This is a genomic window from Streptomyces sp. NPDC056503, from assembly GCF_042794995.1.
Taxonomy (GTDB): domain Bacteria; phylum Actinomycetota; class Actinomycetes; order Streptomycetales; family Streptomycetaceae; genus Streptomyces.
The window spans coordinates 1-17,223 of sequence record NZ_JBHTST010000164.1 but is presented as its reverse complement, the minus strand read 5'-3'; the positions used below and the strand labels follow the sequence as shown (position 1 = coordinate 17,223).

Sequence of the window (17,223 nt, the reverse complement as noted above, 5' to 3'; positions counted from 1 at the left end):
CTGGGAACGACGCGACGACATCCACGAAGCCTTCCTCGGCCTCGCGACCTGCCTCATCACCCACCGACACGTCCAACGCCTTTGTTAGGACCTCTAAGCGGATTGCCCTCTGAGAGCGCGTGCCAGTTGCGTGCCAGATCGAGCGGTCAATCACGGTCACTGGAGGGTCGCTGCGGGATCGACAGTTCGGGAGAGCCGTCCCAGCGCGCAGACGGGGTGAGCTGCGGTGATGGCTCGGCTGCGGGCGCCAGGCTTACAAAGCAGATGTCGGCGGTTCGAAACCGTCCGCGCCCACTCGTACGAAGGCCCCGGATCGATCATGGTCCGGGGTCTTCGTCGTGTCGGGGTGGTGGCGGGTTGACGGGGGTGTCCGGGGTGGGTGTACTCGCGGGATGGTCGATGTGGGGGATGCGCCCGAAGTGGGCGCGAGTGGTGGGGACGTGACGGCGGAGAAGTACGTCGAGGGGCGGCTCGCGCAGTATCAGGAGTGGTACGACGTCAAGGCGGCGCGGATGAAGGCGATGCATCTGCGGATGCGCACCGTGTCCGTGGTGGGCGGGGCGTTGGTGCCGGTGTTCGTGAACGTGGACGCGGGGTTCGCGCGGGTGGTCGCGACGGTGCTGAGCGTGGTCGTCGTCGCCGCGGTGTCGCTGGAGAGCGTCTACCGGTATCGGGAGCAGTGGAAGAACTACCGGTCGACCGAGCAGCTGCTCGGTCATGAGCGGATCTACTTCGAGACGCGGGTCGGGCCCTACCGGGAGCTGCCGCGGCGGGAGGCGTTCGCGCTGCTCGTCGCGCGGGTGGAGAAGGCCATCGCCAACGAGAACGCCGCCACCCTGAACGTGATGACCCTGGGCGGGCAGGTCACCGCCGACCTCCAGGGGCGGAGCGGCGGCCCGGTGCCCGCCGCCCGGGAGGGGTAGGGCGGGTCAGGCGTCGAAGTCGTACTCCAGGACGTAGGACGAGGCGTCCAGGGTCATCTCGTTGAGTTCGACGGGGCGGCCGGGTTCCGTGAAGGCCGTGCGGCCGATGAGGACCACCGGGGTGCCCGGGGGGAGGGTCAGGCGGGCGGTCTCGTCCGCCGTCGGCATGCGGGAGCGGATCTCCTCGCGGAAGTGGACCGGGCGGTGGCCCAGTTCGGTCAGGCGGGCGTACGTGCCGCCGGGGCCCGTGTCGGGGCGGGCGATGGCGGTGCCGCGGACCAGGTCGGCGGAGAGGTACGAGACGGAGAGCAGCACCGGCCTGTCGTCGAGGACGAAGCGGCGGCTGCGGACGCAGACCGGGGCGTCCGGCGGCAGGTTCAGCGCGCCGGCGACCCTGGTGCCCGCCTCCTCCTCCGACACCACGATCTGGTCCACGACCAGGTCCCGGTTCTCCACCTCCGCCGCCCACACCGAGCGTCCGCCCGCCCAGCCGTCGGCCGCGAGGCGCGGGATGCCCCGGCGTCGCAGCGGACGGAAGGCCCGGACGAAGACGCCGGCCCCCTTGCGGGCCTCCGTGAGGCCCTCGCCGCGGAGGACCGAGAGCGCCTGGCGGGCGGTCATCCGGGCTACCTCGTAGGTGGACATGAGGTCGTTCTCGCCGGGGAGCCGGTCGCCCGGTGCGAAGTCGCCGGACTGGATCGCTGTTCTCAACTCATCCGCGATGCGCTGGTACTTGGGGCGACGAGTACTGTCCTGGTCGGTCACGAGTGGACCACTCCCTTCGTCTGCGGGACACCCTAAGGGGCGCCCCGCGGCCAGGGTGCACACGTGTGCGCCGTCCTGCCCTCGCGATCCATCCATCGGGGGACATCTCTAGAGATACGTTGACAGGGCGGGGTCTCCGCGTTTCCCTGGGTGTCCCCACGCAGCATTCGGGACCGGGACGGAGGGGTGGCGTGCAACCTGTGCCCGAGGTCGGCGACCTCGTCCGCGACACCGCCACGGGGCGGGTCGGGTTCTTCGTACGGAGCGTTTCCGGGCGTTTCCTGATCCGCGCCGTCCACGGCGGGACCGAGTGGGAGGCCGAACCCTGCGACATCCAGCCCGCCACGCCCCTGCGCGAGCTCCGCGCCCGCGCCGCCGAGATCAACGCGCGCAGTCGGCGCGGTCTGAACTGATCCTGGCCGGATTTCGTCGGCCGCACCCGTTTCGGCCCTCGTCCCTGCCCCGTTCCGGCCTCCGTCCCTGCCCCGTTCCGGTCCCGTTCCGGCCCCGGCGTTGTCAGTGGCGCGCGTCACACTGGAGGCATGTGCCGCAGCATCAAGACGCTCCGCCCGCCCGTCCTGTCCCATGAGGCCACGCAGGACGACATCCGCGCCGCCGCCCTCCAGTACGTCCGCAAGGTCTCCGGCTTCCGCGCCCCCGCCGCGCACAACCAGGAGGTCTTCGACCGCGCCGTCGACGAGATCGCCGACGCCACCGCCCGGCTCCTCGCCACCCTGGAGGTGAGAGGAGCGCAGCGGCACCCCGTCAGGACGCCGGGGCCGGAGCCGCGGACGGACGCCGTATGAGATAGCCGGCCAGTCCGCCGGCGAGCAGCAGGGCCAGGGTCGACACCGCCGCGCTGAACCAGGTCGCGCCCAGCCACTGGCCGCCCAGCCAGCCGAGCCCCACGCTGTACGAGGCCCAGATCACCGCCGCCAGGGCCGACCAGGGCAGGAACTCCTCGGGCCGCCGCCGCGCCGCGCCCGCGCCCAGGGAGACCACCGAGCGGCCGGCGGGGGCGAAGCGGGCCAGGACCACGATCAGGCCACCGCCCCGGGCCAGGGCGGTACCGAGGCGTTCCCGCGCCACGGTCAGGCGGCGCGAGCGGGCTATCGCCCGGTCCAGACGCCGTCCGCCGCGCAGCGCGAGCCGGTACGCGAGGAAGTCGCCGAGCGTCGAGGCCGTCGCCGCGGTGAGCAGCAGCGGCAGCAGGGAGGGGACGTCCGCGGGCGCGGTCGCCGCGCCGAGGGAGGCGGAGGCGGCCGTGGCGGCGGAGATCACGAGGAAGCCGCTCGGCAGCACGGGAAGGAAGACGTCGAGCAGGATCGACGTCGCCACCACCGGATAGATCCACGGGCCCGCGGTCAGCGACCTCAGCGAGCCCATGCTGTCGAGCAGATTCACAGGGGCAGAGCCTACGCGCCGCCGCCCGGACCCCCGCCGGGTGGGTACCGGCGGAGGTCCGGGCGGTGCGGGGAGCGTGCTGAACGGCGGCTGCCCCGTGCCCGATCCTCAGTGCCCGATCCCTGATGCCGGTGCCGATCCCTGATGTCGGTGCCCAGTGCGGCGGTGCCCTGAGCGGTGGGCGACCTTGCCGTCCCGCCGGGCGGGGCTTGCGGGGCCGGCGGGCTCGCGGGGGCTGTGGGGCCGGCGGGCTCGCGGGGGCTGTGGGGTCGGCGTGGCCTGGGGCCTTCGCGTCCCTCAGGCCGCGACCGGCGTGCTCTGCTTCTCCGTGCCCCGCTCGCTCTCCCCTTCGCAGGAGTCCTTCGCGCCCTTCCGGCCGAAGAGGCCGTCGAGCGCCAGGGCGCCCGGGCCGGTGAAGACCAGCAGGACGAGGGCCCAGCAGAAGAGCGCGGCGGTCTCGCCGTGGTTCTGGAGCGGGAAGAGGGCCTCCGGCTGGTGGGCCCAGAAGTACGCGTACGCCATCGAGCCCGAGGCTATGAAGGCCGCGCCGCGCGTGCCGAGGCCGAGGAGGACGAGGCCGCCGCAGACGAGCTGGATCACCGCCGCGTACCAGCCGGGCCAGGTGCCGACGGGGACGGTGCCGCCGCCCATCGCGCCGCCGAGGACGCCGAAGAGCGAGGCGGCGCCGTGGCAGGCGAAGAGCAGGCCGATGACGATCCGGAAGAGACCGAGCGCGTATGGCTGCGCCCGGTCGAGGCGGTGGGTGAGGGTGCTCATGGTGGGGGAACTCCTTCGGCCTGGCCCGTCCGGGGAGGGACGGGTGGGGGGACGGAAACCGAACGGCCGCCAGGTTAGGCATCCCTCAGTAGTACTTGCAAGTTCAAACATCTCCGCGTGAGGGGCCGTGGGGGGCGCGCCTGCGGTAAGGGTTACTCAGGTCTGGACCACAGGCGCGCCGAATTCACGCCGTTTTCACGCCGCGTCAGGAGGGTGGTGGTCAGCAGCCGTTGAGGACGGACTGGAGGGCGCTCTTCTCCGCCGAGTCGACGCTGAGGTTGTAGTGGTACTTCACGTGGACCCAGGCGCGGGCGTAGGTGCAGCGGTACGCGGTGCGTGACGGCAGCCACTCGGCCGGGTCGAGGTCGCTCTTGGCCTGGTTGACGTTGTCGGTGACGGCTATGAGCTGCGGCCGGGTGAGGTCGTTGGCGAAGCCCTGGCGCTGGGCGGTGGTCCAGGAGCTGGCGCCGGAGCGCCAGGCCTCGGCCAGCGCGACCACGTGGTCGATGTCGAGGTCGGAGGCGGCCGTCCAGGTGGCGCCGTCGTACTGCGAGTACCAACTGCCGCTGACGGAGGCGCAGGAGGAGTCGGTGACGACGTTCGAGCCGTCGCGCTTGAGGACGGTCTCGCGGGTGTTGCAGGCGCCGGACTGGGTGATCCAGTGCGGGAAGAGGTCGCGGCTGTAGCCGGTGAGGGAACCTTCCGCCTTGACCGTGAGGGAGGCGAGGTAGGTGCGGGCCGTCGCGGCGCTGACCGGGGTGGGCATCGCGGCCTGCGCGGCGGGCGCGGTGGTGACGAGGCCGGTGAGGGTGAGGGCGGCGGTGGAGGCGAGCACGGCGACTCGACGCGCGTAGACCTTGCCGACGGGCATGGGGGACTCCCTTGATTCGGTGGGACCTTGGCTGTTCGGCCGGTCCCGTGCGGTACCGGGCGACGGCCCGGTCATCGTGGCGGCGCCAGGTTTCGCCTGGGGGTGCGCCAGGTAACAGGGTGACGACATGGACACGTCACATCAAGGGGTGTGACGTGTCCTGATGGAGCGCCAGATTCCGCCGGTCGGGGAGGTGGTGTCCGTCAGCCCTCGCACGCGCCGCCCCGGACGCCACCGCGCCCTGCCGCAGACGCCGAGCCCTGCCGCAGATGCCGCGCCCCGCCGCAGTGCCGAGCCCTGCCGCAGGCGCCGCACACGCCACCACGCACGCAGCCGCGCACGTCACATCGCGCGCGCCGCCGTGTGCGTCACCGCACGCAGCCGCATACGCCACCGCGCGCGGCCGGATCGTCCGGTCGCGCGCGGTGGCGTATGCGGTGTGCCGCTGTGGGCGGGCTCGGGAGCCCGTGGGGGATTACTCCGGTACGACTCCGAGGGTCATCGTCCCGTCCTCGTGGACCTCCAGCCGCAGGCGGGTCAGGTCCGGCACGTGCACGTCCGGAGCGAAGGCCGCCGCGCGCGGGCCCACGCCCACCACGCGCATCCCGGCCGCCTTCGCCGCCTGGATGCCGGCCTCGGAGTCCTCGAAGGCCACGCACTCGGCCGGGGCCGTGCCGAGCTCGGCGGCGCCCTTGAGGAAGCCCTCCGGGTCCGGCTTGCTCGCGCCCACCAGCTCGGCGGTCACCCGGGTGACCGGCATCCGCAGGCCCGCCGCGCCCATCCGGGCCTGGGCGAGGGCCTCGTCCGCCGAGGTCACCAGGGCGTGCGGGAAGTCGGCGATCGCGTCCATGAAGGCGGGGGCGCCGGCCACCGGCACGACGCCGTCGACGTCGGCGGTCTCCTCGGCGAGCAGCACGGCGTTGTCCGCGTGGTTCTCGGCCATCGGGCGGTCGGGGAGGAGGACCGCCATCGTGGCGTAGCCCTGGCGGCCGTGCACGACCTTCAGCACCTCCTGGGCGTCCAGCCCCTGCCCGTCCGCCCAGCGGCGCCAGCAGCGCTCCACGACGGCGTCCGAGTTGACCAGGGTGCCGTCCATGTCGAGCAGGAGGGCGCGGGCGGTGAGCGTTGCCGGGGTGGCGGCCATGGGGTCTCCAGAGGGGTGGTGCGGAGAACGAAGCGGTCCCGCCCGCCGGTCAGGGAGTACGGGCGGGGCCACTTTGTTTTTTCACGATACAAAATGAGGGGCCGTCTTGGCCACCCGGCCTCTCCGCGCCCCCCGCCGGACCCCCGTTCCCGCCCTCGTTCCCGCCCTCGGTTCCCGCCCTCGATCCTGCCTCTGCCTCGTCCTCGCCCCTGCCTCGTCCCCGCCCCGTTCCCGCCCGCTCCCTCAGTCGTAGTAGCGCTCGGTCTCCCGCTCCAGCTCGCGGCGGGTGTGCGGCCCGTACACCCCGTCCGGGTCCTTCAGCCGCCAGAACCGGTCCTGGTACTGGGTCAGCGCCACGCGCAGGCCCTCGTCGAACACCCCGTCGGCGTCCTCCATGTACACCCACAGGATCCGCAGGCGCGTCTGGAGCTCCCGCACCTCCGCGCCCGTGTCGCCGACGCTCAGCGTCGCCCCCTCGGGCGCGTCCGTGTGGGTGGTGGTGGGCGAGGCGGTCGTCGGGGCCGCGGAGGTCGCGGGAGCCGTCGTCGGGCTCGCCGAGGGGCCCGCCGCACCGCCGGTCGGGGAGGGCGAACCGGTCGCCGCCGGGGCCGTCGTCCGCGCGCCCGAGGGGGACGGGGACGCCGACGAGGGCGTCGGGGTCGGCGAGGACGAGCGGGGCGAGGGCGTTCGCGAGGGGGTCCGGCTCGGCGTCGGGCTGTCGGAGGACGGGGACGGCTCCTCCGAGACGGCGAGGTTCAGGGACGCGCTCGTGGTCACTTCGGGGACCATCGCCCGGTCGTCGGCCTTCTCGCCGCCGAGCCCCGCCGTGGCCAGTGCGGCCGTGCCGACCACGGCCGCCGCCGCGACGACCGCGACGAGGGCGCCGCGCCGCCGGCGCGGCCGCTCCCGCCGCGCTCCGGCCGCCCCGGAGCCACCGGTGCCTCCCGCGCCGCCCAGCAGCAGCGGCATGGTCGAGTCGGCCCCGCCCTCGGAGCCGTACGGGAGGGCGGGGGAGAAGTCGTCGCCGTACGGCTCGCCCCCCGGCCCGTACCCTCCCTGCCCCGCGTACTCCTCCCCGTACTCTCCGTGACCCTCGTGCTGTCCGTGACCCTCGTGCTGTCCGTGACCCCCGTGCTGTCCGTGACCCCCGTGCCCCCCATGGCCCCCGGACTCCGCCCGCACCGCCCGGAGCTGCGCCGTCGGCGGGTCGCCCGCCTCGTCGTGCGCGTCCAGCGTCACGTACGGCCTGATCCGGAGCGGGTCGAAGTCCTCGGTCGCCGCCGCCTCCGCCGCACGGACGCAGGCGCAGCCCGGTCTCCGACCGCCGCAATCAGGACATGCGTGTCCGGTCATGATGTGTCCCCTCCCCAACGCAACTGGCAGTGATTATGCAGGTGGCCCCCTGCCGTCGGGTGAACACCTGTACCCCTCCGCAGGCCATATCCGGACATTCGACTCAGGATGGAGAACACGCTCGGGGGAGACGCGCAGGGAGACGCCCATGGCCCAGGAGACAAGTCCGTCGCAGCTCGGCGGGGAGCCCGCGCCCGCGCCCGGCGAGGGGCAGAGTCACCGCACCGTCCTCGTCGCGATCGGCGCGCTGCTGCTCGGCATGCTGCTCGCCGCGCTCGACCAGACGATCGTCTCCACGGCCCTTCCCACGATCGTCAGCGAGCTCGGCGGCATGGAGCACCTCTCCTGGGTGGTCACCGCCTACATGCTGGCCTCCACGGCCGCCACGCCCCTGTGGGGCAAGCTGGGCGACCAGTACGGACGGAAGCGGCTCTTCCAGGCCGCGATCGTCCTCTTCCTCATCGGCTCCGCCCTCTGCGGCATCGCCCAGGACATGTCCCAGCTCATCGCCTTCCGCGCCGTGCAGGGCCTCGGCGGCGGCGGGCTGATGGTGCTGTCGATGGCGATCGTCGGCGACCTCGTCTCGCCCCGGGAGCGCGGCAAGTACCAGGGGCTCTTCGGCGCCGTCTTCGGCGCCACCAGCGTCCTCGGCCCGCTGCTCGGCGGGCTCTTCACCGAGCACCTCTCCTGGCGCTGGGTCTTCTACATCAACCTCCCCATCGGCGTCGTCGCCCTCTTCGTCATCGCCGCCGTCCTGCACATCCCGGTCCGCTCCACCCGCCACACCATCGACTACCTCGGCACCTTCCTCATCGCCTCGGTCGCCACCTGTCTGGTCCTGGTCGCCTCCCTCGGAGGCACCACCTGGGCCTGGGGCTCGCCGCAGATCATCGGGCTCGTGCTCCTCGGCGCCGTACTCCTCGTCTGGTTCGTGTACGTCGAGCGGCGCGCCGCCGAACCCGTCCTGCCGCTCAAGCTCTTCCGGATCAGGACCTTCACCCTGGTCTCGGTCATCAGCTTCGTCGTCGGCTTCGCGATGTTCGGCGCGATGACCTACCTCCCGACCTTCCTCCAGATCGTCCAGGGCGTCAGCCCCACCATGTCCGGCGTCCACATGCTGCCGATGGTCGTCGGCATGCTGCTCACCTCCACCGCCTCCGGCCAGATCGTGTCGAGGACCGGCCGCTGGAAGGTCTTCCCGGTCACCGGCACCGCCGTCACCGCGCTCGGCCTGCTCCTCCTCCACCGGCTGACGGAGACCAGCTCCACCTGGGAGATGAGCGCCTACTTCTTCGTCTTCGGCGCCGGACTCGGCCTCGTCATGCAGGTCCTCGTCCTCGTCGTGCAGAACGCCGTCGGGTACGAGGACCTGGGCGTCGCCACCTCGGGGGCGACCTTCTTCCGCTCCATCGGCGCGTCCTTCGGCGTCGCCGTCTTCGGCACCGTCTTCACGAACCGGCTCACCCACAAGCTGGAGGGCGTCTTCGCCCAGGCCGCCCAGGCCGGTACGGAGCTGCCGCCCGGCACCGGCCCCGACGAGGTCGCCGCCGACCCGCGCGCCATCGGCCTGCTCCCCGCCGAACTGCGCCCCGAGGTCCTCCACGCCTACGCCACCTCCATCACGGACGTCTTCCTCTACGCCGCCCCGGTCGTCCTCGTCGCCTTCGTCGTCGCCTGGTTCCTCAAGGAGGACCCGCTCCGGGCCTCCGTGACCGCGCCCGACACCAGCCAGACCCTCGCCTCCAACCCGGTCGAGCGCTCCTCGTACGAGGAGGCGGCCCGCGCGCTCTCCGTGCTCGGCTCCCGCGAGGGCCGCAAGGCGGTCTACGAGAAGATCACCGCCCGCGCCGGGCTCGACCTGAAGCCCGCCTCCAGCTGGCTGCTGCTGCGCATCCGCCGCCACGGCGCCGTCGAACCCGGCCTGCTCGCCGACGCCACCCCCGTGCCGCTCCGCGTCATCACGGACGCCGCCCGCGAGGTCGAGGAGCGCCGGCTCGCCCGGCGCGACGGGATCCAGCTGGTCCTCACCGAGGAAGGCCTCGCCACCGCCGTCCGCCTCGCCCGGGCCCGCGAGGAGTCCCTCGCCGAACTGCTCGGCGACTGGTGGGGGCCCGACCGCCCCACCGACCTGGTGAAACTGGTCGAGGAGCTCAACGCCGAGCTGTGCGGCTCCGACGCGGAACGTCCCCACGAGCCCGAACCGCCCCGCGACCACCGGGCCTGAGCGCGCGAACCCGGGGGCGGGGAAACCGGGATGACGACGGATCGGACCCGGTCGGTACGCTGTCCTGCCGAAGATCGACTCCAGTCACAGGGGGATGGACAGGATGAGCAGTCACGAGCCGGGACACGGCTGGCCGCCGGCACCGGGACACGCGCCGGGACAGCCGCCGGCCGGACCGGCGTACGGCGCCTACACGGCCCCGCCGAGCCGCCCGCCGTCGCACCGGGGCGCCTGGATCGGCGCGGGCGCGACGCTGGTGGCGGCGGTGATCGGCGTCGTCGGCACCTACCTGGTGAACACGGACGACGACGGTACGCAGGCCGGACCGGCCCCGGCGCCCGCGTCGAGCTCCGCGACGCAGACGCAGACGTCGGCACCGACGCAGGCGTCCACGCCGGACGACAAGCCGTCGCCGGACGGCACATCGGAGGCCACCGGCGCCACGTCGGCGCCCGCCGCCCCCGCCACTCCGTCGGGTCCGGCGCCCGGCACCCCCCACTGGCAGGGCACCCTCGTCATCACGTACGTGGAGGACAAGGACCTCGACGCGGCGCCGCCCGTGCAGTCCGAGATCAACAGCGACAACGACTTCGCCGTCTACCCGTTCGGCGACCACATGCTGCGGCCCGACAACGGCGCCAAGGCCCTGGTGTGGAAGGGCTCGGCGAAGGCCCCGAGCTACGAGGACTGCGCGGGCGTCGTCGACACCCAGGCCACCTCGAACGACATCGAGATCAAGACCGGGCTGACCGTCTGCGGCCGCACCGGCGAGGGCAGGCTCGTCCGGATGACCGTCAAGGAACTGGACGGCCAGGCCAGCGACACGAGCGCCACCTTCGACGTCGTCGTCTGGGCGGGCGCGACGGGCTGAGCCCGGCCGGAGCCCGAGGGCCCGGCGGGCTCAGAGCTCCTTGCCGTACCAGACGTCCATGTACGGCCCCGAGCAGTACGCCGGGATCTCGCCGTACCCGTGCCGCACGTACAACGCCCGGGCCTCGACCAGGTCGAGCCGGGTGTTGAGCACCATCCGGCGGGCGCCCAGCGCGCGGGCCGCCTCCTCCAGAGCGCCCATGAGCAGGTCGGCCCCGCCCTTCCCGCGGTACGCGTGCCGGACGAACACCCGCGTCAGTTCGGCCCGTCCGCCGTCGAGCAGGACCACCCCGCCGCAGGCGGCCGCCTCGCCCTCGTACCGCCCGACCAGGAACGCTCCGTCGGGCGGCGCGAGGAGTCCGAGCCCCTCGGCGATCATCCCTTCGTCGTACTCGTCCTCGGCCAGCACCCGCCCGTAGTACCGTCCGGCGACATCGCCGAAGTAGTCGCGGCGCAGGGTGGTGGCGTCCGGGGTGTCGACGCGCTCGGCAGAGAAGTTCCAGGTCATGCGGGCCATTCTGCGGCCCGCGCGACCGTCTCCGCCGCCGGATTATCGGGGCGAGGCCTGCTGCACGACCTCGAAGGACCACAGCGTCGACCCGCTGGCGGCCGGCTTCGGACGCTCGCCGCCGCCCTCGCCGCCGGCGGTGCCCTGGTGGGCGGCCTTCATGGAACCGTTCATCCAGTTCCGGAAGTCCTCCTCGCTGCGCCAGCGGGTGTACACCAGGTACTGGTCGGTGCCCTCCAGCGGGCGCAGCAGCTCGAACCACTCGAACCCGTCGGAGCCCTCCACGGCCCCGGCCCGCGAGGCGAACCGCTGCTCCAGCACCTCCCGCTGCTCGGCGGGCACGGTCAGGACGTTGATCTTCACGATGCTCATGAAGGGCAGGATATGACCGGGAACGGCGGGTCCGCGTGGGCGGGGGCGGTGCGGGAGCTGGCCGAGTGGGCTCTGCCCGAGGGCGGGGGCCGGGACTTCGTGGGGTCGCCGGCCGGGTTGTGGGTGGCGCTCGCGGCTGTGGCGGCGGGGGCGCGGGGGCGGGCCGGCGAGGAGTTGCGGGGGCTGCTCGGGGTGGCCGGGGAGGAGGCCGCCGCGGCCGTCGGGGAGGTCGGGGCGGTGCTCGGGGGGACCGGCGGGGTGGCGGGCGGGATCGCGGTGCGCAGCCGGGTGCCGGTGCACGCGGCGTACCGGAGCGCGCTGCCGGGGGTCGGGTTCGGCGGGCTGGGCGGGGACGCCCGGGCGGAGCTGGACGGGTGGGTGGCCGAGGCGACCGGTGGGCGGATCGGCGCGCTGCCCGACGCCCTCGACGGGGGCGCGGACCTGGTGCTGGTCGGCGTGGTGGCGCTGGGCGCGGTCTGGCGGGAGGCGTTCGACGCGTCCGGGACCCGGCCCGCGCCCTTCACCGGCGCGGACGGGACCACGGCGGACGTGCCGACCATGCACCGCCGCGTCCCCGCCGGGTGGGCGTGGCGGGTCGGGGGCGGGGTCGTGGTGGAGCTGCCCTGCGCGGGGGAGCGGCCGCCCCGGGTGCGGTTCGTGCTCGGGCCCGCGGGGGCCGGACCGGACGCGGTGGTGCCGCTCGCCTGGGCGGACGGCGGCCGGGAGCCGGTACGGGCCGCGGGCGTCGAGCTGGCGCTGCCCCGGTTCGCGCTGCGGGGCCGGACCGACGTGCTCGCCCTGCTGGCGTCCCTCGGGGTGACGGCCCCGCTGCGGCCGGACGCCGACTTCTCCGGCCTCTCGCCCGAGGCGCTGTACGTCTCCAAGGCGCTCCAGGAGGCGGTGGTGGAGGTCGGCGAGGAGGGGGTGGAGGCGGCGGCGGTCACGCAGGTGGAGATGACCCGGAGCGCGGTCCGGCCGCCGCCCGTCGAGCGGATCGCCTTCGACCGGCCCTTCGGTGTGGTCGTGCTCGATGCCGACGGGGAGCTGCCGCTCTTCGTCGGGTGGCGGGCCGGGATCTCCGGCTAGGCCGTCCGCTCCCGGTCCGCGCGAGCCGGGCCGGGCCCGTGCCGGGAGGGCCGTGCCGGGAGGGCCGTGCCGGGAGGGCCGGGCCGGGAGGGCCGGGCCGGGCCGGGGCCGGGAGGGCCGGGCTAGGCCTTCACGCGGGCGATGAGGAGGCCGTCGTGGCCCTTCGTGCCGACCGTCTGGATCGCGGTGGCGTCGAGGCGGGGTTCGTTCGCCACGAGGTCGAACATGGCGCGGGTGCCGGTGACCGCCGGGTCCGAGGGGTCCGGGGCGGCGACGCGGCCGGCGCGGACGACGTTGTCGACGATGATCAGGGCGCCGGGGCGGGAGAGCTTCAGGGCCCAGGCCACGTAGTGCGGGTTGTTGACCTTGTCGGCGTCGACGAAGACCAGGTCGAAGGGGTCCGTGCCCTCCCGCTCCAGGAGGGGGAGGGTGTCCAGGGCCGCTCCCGTGCGGACCTCGACGCGGTCGGTCAGGCCGGCCCGGGCGAGGTTGGCGCGGGCCACCTCGGCGTGCCGGGGGTCGTACTCCAGGGTGATCAGGCGCCCGTCGGCGGGCAGGGCGCGGGCCAGCCAGATGGTGCTGTAGCCGCCGAGGGTGCCGATCTCCAGGATGCGGCGGGCGCCCTGGACCCGGGCGAGGAGGTGCAGCAGCTTGCCCTGGTTGGGGGCGACGGCGATCTCGGGGAGGCCGGCCGCCGCGCTGTCGGCCAGCGCGGCGGTCAGGGCTTCGTCGGCGGGGACCAGCAGCTCGGTGACGTACGCGTCGACGTCGGTCCACTGGGGGTTCGTCCGGGGGTTCGTCATGCCGGCGACGCTACTCGGCGGCGGTTCGCCCGTACCGTCAGGAACACGGTCAGACCGGCGATCGCCGCCGCGCCCGCGCCCGCCGTCAGCAGCCAGGCCGGGACGCCGGCGACGGTCAGCAGCCGGTCCCGGTAGACCACGTGGCGGTACGGGGTGTCGGCGACCGTCCGCAGGACGTGGTCGTCGCTGATGCGGGAGGGCTCGGGGAAGCGCTGCTCCAGGACGGTGAGGTGGGTGGGGGCCCCGCCGGTGAGGTCGGCGAGGGGGCCGTCGGGGCGGTCGACGCGGCCGGAGAAGGTGACCTCGGGGGACTCGCCGCCGATCGCCGAGCGGGGCTCCATGCGGTGGTCGGCGAGGATCGACAGACCGAGGGTCTGCGGGGTGGCGGCGAGCCGGGAGAGCCGCATGGGGTAGACGAGTTCGGGGGAGTCGAAGGTGATGCGGAGCGGGGTCAGCTCGCCGTAGAGGGGCGTGTCGCGCTGCTCCGGGGCGAGGCGGATGGCGACGTACTCCCACTTCCGGTCGACGTAGGGCCGGAGTTCGGGGGTGAGCCGGTCGGGGAGCTCGAAGCCGTTGGCACGGAGCCAGCCGGCGAGGGCCTTGGGGTCGGTGGCGGTGAGGCGGGCGACGTCGAAGGGGCCGAGCCGTTCGCGGCCGACCACGCCGACGGCGCCGCCGGGGGCCGCGCCGGCCGAGGCCCCGTCGCCGCGGCCGGTGTCGAAGGGCCAGTCGTCCTCGCGGGGCCAGAAGTAGGAGCGGTCGCGCTCCTCGGGCGCGGTGAGTTCCTCGATCGCGTCGAAGAGCGCCGGGTCGCCGAGGGTGACGTCCGCCCGGCGCGGCACGGGCATCACCCAGGCGGCCTGGCGGGCGTTGCCGTGCACGCGGAAGCGCATGACGACGGTCTCGGTCCGGCCGTCCCAGCGGACGGCGGACTCCTCCCGGTCGACGCCGATGCGCTCCGACGGGCGCGTGATCATGGCGCCGCAGCCGCACGCCCAGGCGGGCGCGACGAGCGAGCCGAGCTGGAGCGCGAGCAGCGCGACGAGTGTGGCCAGGATCCTGGCCCTGGTGGTGTGTGTCCCCCGCATGCCCGGTCGGACGTGCGGGGGGAGGGTTCCGGTTCCCGTTCCCGTTCCGTCAGGAGGCGGTGCGGACCCGCAGCTCCTTCACGCCGTTGAGCCAGGCGGCCCGCAGCCGGCGGGGTTCCGCCACGAGGGTGAGGTCGGGCAGGACGTCGGCGATGGCGTCGAAGATCAGGTCGATCTCCTTCACGGCGAGGGACTTGCCGAGGCAGAAGTGGGGTCCGCCGCCGCCGAAGCCCAGGTGGGGGTTGGGGTCGCGGGTGATGTCGAAGGCGTCCGGGTTCTCGAAGACCTCGGGGTCGTGGTTGGCGGAGGAGTAGAAGAGGCCGACCCGGTCGCCCTTCTTGATCTTCTGGCCGCCGATCTCGGTGTCCTGGGTGGCGGTGCGCTGGAAGGAGACGACCGGGGTGGCCCAGCGGACGATCTCCTCCGCGGTGGACGCGGGGCGCTCCCGCTTGTAGAGCTCCCACTGGTCGGGGTGGGTGAGGAAGGCGTGCATGCCGTGGCTGATGGCGTTGCGGGTGGTTTCGTTCCCGGCGACGGCGAGCAGCAGTACGAAGAACCCGAACTCGTCGGAGGAGAGGTTGCCTTGGCCCTCGGCGGCGACGAGCTGCGACACGATGTCCCGGGCGGGACACTCCTTGCGCGCCGCGGCCATGTTCATCGCGTAGCCGATGAGTTCCATGGCGGCCTCGACGCCGACCTCCTCGGTGATGGCGTACTCGGGGTCGTCGTACGCCACCATCTTGTTGGACCAGTCGAAGATGCGGGAGCGGTCCTCCTGGGGGACGCCGATGAGTTCGGCGATGGCCTGGAGGGGCAGTTCGACGGCGACCCGGGTGACGAAGTCGAAGGCTCCGTCGGGGTCTTCGGCGGCCGCGGCCCGCGCCTCCTCGGCGATCGCGCGGGCGCGGGTGCGCAGGGCGGTCTCCAGGTTGCGGATGGCTCGGGGGGTGAAGCCGCGCTGGACGATCTGCCGGACCCGGGTGTGCTCGGGCGGGTCCATGTTGAGCATGATCAGCTTCTGGACGTCGATCTGGTCGCGTCCGATGTGCTCGTTGAAGCGGATCACCGCGGTGTTCTCGTGGGAGGAGAACAACTCGGGGTGGGTGGAGACGTACTTGACGTCCGCGTGACGGGTGACGGCCCAGTACCCCTCGTCGTCGAAGCCGGTGATGCCGCGCGGCTGGGGGCACCACCAGACCGGGGCGGTCCGCCGCAGCTCCGCGAACTCGGGGAGCGGGACGCGGCTGCGCAGCAGGTCGGGGTCGGTGGCGTCGAACCCTTCGGGGAGGTGGGGGCAGGTCATCGGCAACACGCTCCATATCTGATGGACCATCAGAAGTTGCCGGGAAAGTTAGTAACGAGTTCTACAAGTAGCAAGAGGTACGGGCCGAATACGCCCCCGCGCGACACCGGAACGCCCCTCCGCGCCCTGCCGGAGCACCTCCCCGCGCCCTGCCGGAACGCCTCCCCGCGCCCTGCCGGAACGCCTCCCCGCGCGCCGTCGGAACGCCTCCCCGTGCGCCGCCGGAGCGGCCGGAACCCGTCCCCGCCGCCGAACTCCTGCCTTCCGGACCCTTGCGTACCGGCGGTGGCAGTCATAAGACTTCACTCGGAACTAGAACGCGTACTAGTTCTCCCGTGACGCCGACCGGCGGGTGCCGGGACACCCCGTCCGGTCGAGGAGAGGACGAGCTCATGGCCGCGGAACCCGTCATCGTCGAAGCCGTACGCACCCCCATCGGCAAGCGCGGAGGCGCGCTCGCCAACCTCCACCCCGCCTACCTCCTGGGCGAGACCTACCGTGAACTCCTCGGCCGCACCGGCATCCCCGCCGACTGCGTCGAACAGATCGTCGGCGGCACGGTCACCCACGCCGGCGAGCAGTCCATGAACCCGGCGCGCACCGCCTGGCTCGCCATGGGCCTGCCGTACGAGACCGGCGCCACCACCGTCGACGCGCAGTGCGGCTCCTCGCAGCAGGCCGGCCACATGGTGGCCAACATGATCACGGCCGGGGTCATCGACGTCGGCATCTCCTGCGGCGTCGAGGCCATGTCCCGCGTCCCGCTCGGCTCCGGCTCCAAGCACGGGCCCGGCAAGCCCTTCCCCGACGAGTGGAACGTCGACCTGCCCAACCAGTTCGAGGCCGCCGAGCGCATCGCCCGCCGGCGCGGCCTCACCCGCGAGCGCGTCGACTCCCTCGGCGTCATCTCCCAGGAACGCGCCGCCGTCGCCTGGTCCGAGGAACGCTTCAAGCGCGAGACCTTCGCCGTCCAGGTCCCGACCACCGAAGCCGAACAGCACGCGGGGCAGGGCATGTGGCGGCTGGTCGACCGCGACGAGGGCTTGCGCGACACCAGCATGGAGGGCCTGGCCCGGCTCAAGCCGGTCATGCCCACCGCCGTCCACACCGCCGGCAACTCCTCGCAGATCTCCGACGGCTCCTCCGCCGTGATGTGGGCCTCCAAGCGCATGGCCCGCGCGCTCAAGCTGCGCCCCCGCGCCCGGATCGTCGCCCAGGCGCTCGTCGGCGCCGATCCCCACTACCACCTCGACGGGCCCATCGACGCGACCCGGGCGGTCCTCGGCAAGGCCGGCATGTCCCTCCGGGACATCGACCTGGTCGAGATCAACGAGGCCTTCGCCTCGGTGGTGCTCAGCTGGGCGCAGGAGTTCGAGAAGGACCTCGACGGCCTGGAGAAGGTCAACGTCAACGGCGGCGCCATCGCCCTCGGTCACCCGGTCGGCGCGACCGGTGCCCGCCTCGTCACCACCGCGCTGCACGAGCTGGAGCGGTCCGACAAGGAGTTCGCGCTGATCACCATGTGCGCCGGCGGCGCACAGGCCACCGGCACGATCATCCAGCGGCTGTAGTCCACCCGACGGCTGTCGACCACCCGGCGGCTGTAGTCCGTCCGACGGCTGTCGACCGTCCGGCGACCGCGGGCCGTCCCGTGACCGACGGGCGTACGGCGGTCGCGGACGGTGACACGAGACCTGGCAGGGGTGCCCGGGAAACCGCGGGGCCCCGCCCC

General features: G+C 73.4%; 18 protein-coding genes. 7 read left to right on the top strand and 11 right to left on the bottom strand.

Annotated features, from left to right (window positions below; all coding sequences use genetic code 11):
• The first annotated feature begins 440 nt into the window (after positions 1 to 440).
• Positions 441 to 923: a DUF4231 domain-containing protein gene (locus ACFQ8C_RS32830; protein ID WP_383464874.1), complete on the top strand. Its 483-nt coding sequence runs from the start codon at positions 441 to 443 to the stop codon at positions 921 to 923.
• Between the two features lie 6 nt (positions 924 to 929).
• On the opposite strand, the gene ACFQ8C_RS32825 is transcribed toward ACFQ8C_RS32830, so the two are convergent.
• Positions 930 to 1,688, bottom strand: coding sequence for a GntR family transcriptional regulator (locus tag ACFQ8C_RS32825; protein WP_383464871.1), 759 nt, complete (start codon positions 1,686 to 1,688; stop codon positions 930 to 932).
• Between the two features lie 191 nt (positions 1,689 to 1,879).
• Between ACFQ8C_RS32825 and ACFQ8C_RS32820 the strand changes: the two genes are divergently transcribed.
• On the top strand, positions 1,880 to 2,101 hold the full coding sequence (locus ACFQ8C_RS32820; protein ID WP_383464868.1) for a hypothetical protein: 222 nt from the start codon (positions 1,880 to 1,882) through the stop codon (positions 2,099 to 2,101).
• A gap of 129 nt (positions 2,102 to 2,230) precedes the next feature.
• Positions 2,231 to 2,494, top strand: a complete 264-nt coding sequence (locus tag ACFQ8C_RS32815) for a DUF2277 domain-containing protein (protein ID WP_383464865.1) — start codon at positions 2,231 to 2,233, stop codon at positions 2,492 to 2,494.
• Here ACFQ8C_RS32815 and ACFQ8C_RS32810 read toward each other — a convergent pair.
• The 5 genes from ACFQ8C_RS32810 to ACFQ8C_RS32790 all read right to left on the bottom strand — a co-directional run bounded on the left by ACFQ8C_RS32810 (position 2,454) and on the right by ACFQ8C_RS32790 (position 7,237).
• Entirely contained in the window at positions 2,454 to 3,086 is a 633-nt protein-coding gene (locus ACFQ8C_RS32810; RefSeq protein WP_383464876.1) for a DedA family protein, read from the bottom strand. The genes ACFQ8C_RS32815 and ACFQ8C_RS32810 overlap by 41 nt on opposite strands.
• Before the next feature lie 303 nt (positions 3,087 to 3,389).
• A complete protein-coding gene (locus ACFQ8C_RS32805) occupies positions 3,390 to 3,869 on the bottom strand; it encodes a DoxX family protein (protein ID WP_383464862.1) in 480 nt (159 codons plus the stop codon).
• A 220-nt stretch (positions 3,870 to 4,089) separates the two neighbouring features.
• The gene (locus ACFQ8C_RS32800; protein WP_383464859.1) at positions 4,090 to 4,740 is read right to left on the bottom strand and encodes an HNH endonuclease family protein; all 651 of its coding nucleotides are present in this window, start codon (positions 4,738 to 4,740) and stop codon (positions 4,090 to 4,092) included.
• A 475-nt stretch (positions 4,741 to 5,215) separates the two neighbouring features.
• Complete coding sequence (locus ACFQ8C_RS32795) at positions 5,216 to 5,884, bottom strand: HAD-IA family hydrolase (RefSeq protein ID WP_383464856.1); 669 nt, start codon at positions 5,882 to 5,884, stop codon at positions 5,216 to 5,218.
• A 243-nt stretch (positions 5,885 to 6,127) separates the two neighbouring features.
• A complete protein-coding gene (locus tag ACFQ8C_RS32790; RefSeq protein ID WP_383464853.1) occupies positions 6,128 to 7,237 on the bottom strand; it encodes a peptidoglycan-binding protein in 1,110 nt (369 codons plus the stop codon).
• A 148-nt stretch (positions 7,238 to 7,385) separates the two neighbouring features.
• Between ACFQ8C_RS32790 and ACFQ8C_RS32785 the strand changes: the two genes are divergently transcribed.
• Complete coding sequence (locus ACFQ8C_RS32785; RefSeq protein WP_383464850.1) at positions 7,386 to 9,461, top strand: DHA2 family efflux MFS transporter permease subunit; 2,076 nt, start codon at positions 7,386 to 7,388, stop codon at positions 9,459 to 9,461.
• A gap of 103 nt (positions 9,462 to 9,564) precedes the next feature.
• Complete coding sequence (locus ACFQ8C_RS32780) at positions 9,565 to 10,332, top strand: hypothetical protein (RefSeq protein WP_383464847.1); 768 nt, start codon at positions 9,565 to 9,567, stop codon at positions 10,330 to 10,332.
• 30 nt (positions 10,333 to 10,362) lie between these two features.
• Here ACFQ8C_RS32780 and ACFQ8C_RS32775 read toward each other — a convergent pair whose 3' ends face one another.
• Positions 10,363 to 10,848, bottom strand: a complete 486-nt coding sequence (locus ACFQ8C_RS32775) for a GNAT family N-acetyltransferase (protein ID WP_383464844.1) — start codon at positions 10,846 to 10,848, stop codon at positions 10,363 to 10,365.
• Between the two features lie 33 nt (positions 10,849 to 10,881).
• Positions 10,882 to 11,211 carry an antibiotic biosynthesis monooxygenase family protein gene (locus ACFQ8C_RS32770; protein WP_383464841.1) on the bottom strand — a complete coding sequence of 110 codons (330 nt, stop codon included), beginning with the start codon at positions 11,209 to 11,211 and terminating at the stop codon, positions 10,882 to 10,884.
• A gap of 12 nt (positions 11,212 to 11,223) precedes the next feature.
• On the opposite strand from ACFQ8C_RS32770, the gene ACFQ8C_RS32765 reads away from it, so the two are divergent.
• Positions 11,224 to 12,297 (top strand): serpin family protein, encoded by a 1,074-nt coding sequence (locus tag ACFQ8C_RS32765; RefSeq protein WP_383464838.1) that lies wholly within the window; start codon positions 11,224 to 11,226, stop codon positions 12,295 to 12,297.
• 122 nt (positions 12,298 to 12,419) lie between these two features.
• Here the strand turns inward: ACFQ8C_RS32765 and ACFQ8C_RS32760 are convergent, their stop codons facing one another.
• From ACFQ8C_RS32760 to ACFQ8C_RS32750, 3 genes are read right to left on the bottom strand one after another with little or no spacing between them, the layout of a single operon-like run.
• A complete protein-coding gene (locus ACFQ8C_RS32760) occupies positions 12,420 to 13,100 on the bottom strand; it encodes an O-methyltransferase (protein ID WP_383464835.1) in 681 nt (226 codons plus the stop codon).
• On the bottom strand, positions 13,097 to 14,188 hold the full coding sequence (locus tag ACFQ8C_RS32755; protein ID WP_383464832.1) for a DUF2330 domain-containing protein: 1,092 nt from the start codon (positions 14,186 to 14,188) through the stop codon (positions 13,097 to 13,099). Before ACFQ8C_RS32755 ends, ACFQ8C_RS32760 begins: the two co-directional genes overlap by 4 nt.
• 49 nt (positions 14,189 to 14,237) lie before the next feature.
• Positions 14,238 to 15,491 carry a cytochrome P450 gene (locus tag ACFQ8C_RS32750; protein WP_383464830.1) on the bottom strand — a complete coding sequence of 418 codons (1,254 nt, stop codon included), beginning with the start codon at positions 15,489 to 15,491 and terminating at the stop codon, positions 14,238 to 14,240.
• A gap of 392 nt (positions 15,492 to 15,883) precedes the next feature.
• On the opposite strand from ACFQ8C_RS32750, the gene ACFQ8C_RS32745 reads away from it, so the two are divergent.
• On the top strand, positions 15,884 to 17,062 hold the full coding sequence (locus ACFQ8C_RS32745; RefSeq protein WP_383464827.1) for a steroid 3-ketoacyl-CoA thiolase: 1,179 nt from the start codon (positions 15,884 to 15,886) through the stop codon (positions 17,060 to 17,062).
• Positions 17,063 to 17,223 lie beyond the last annotated feature (161 nt).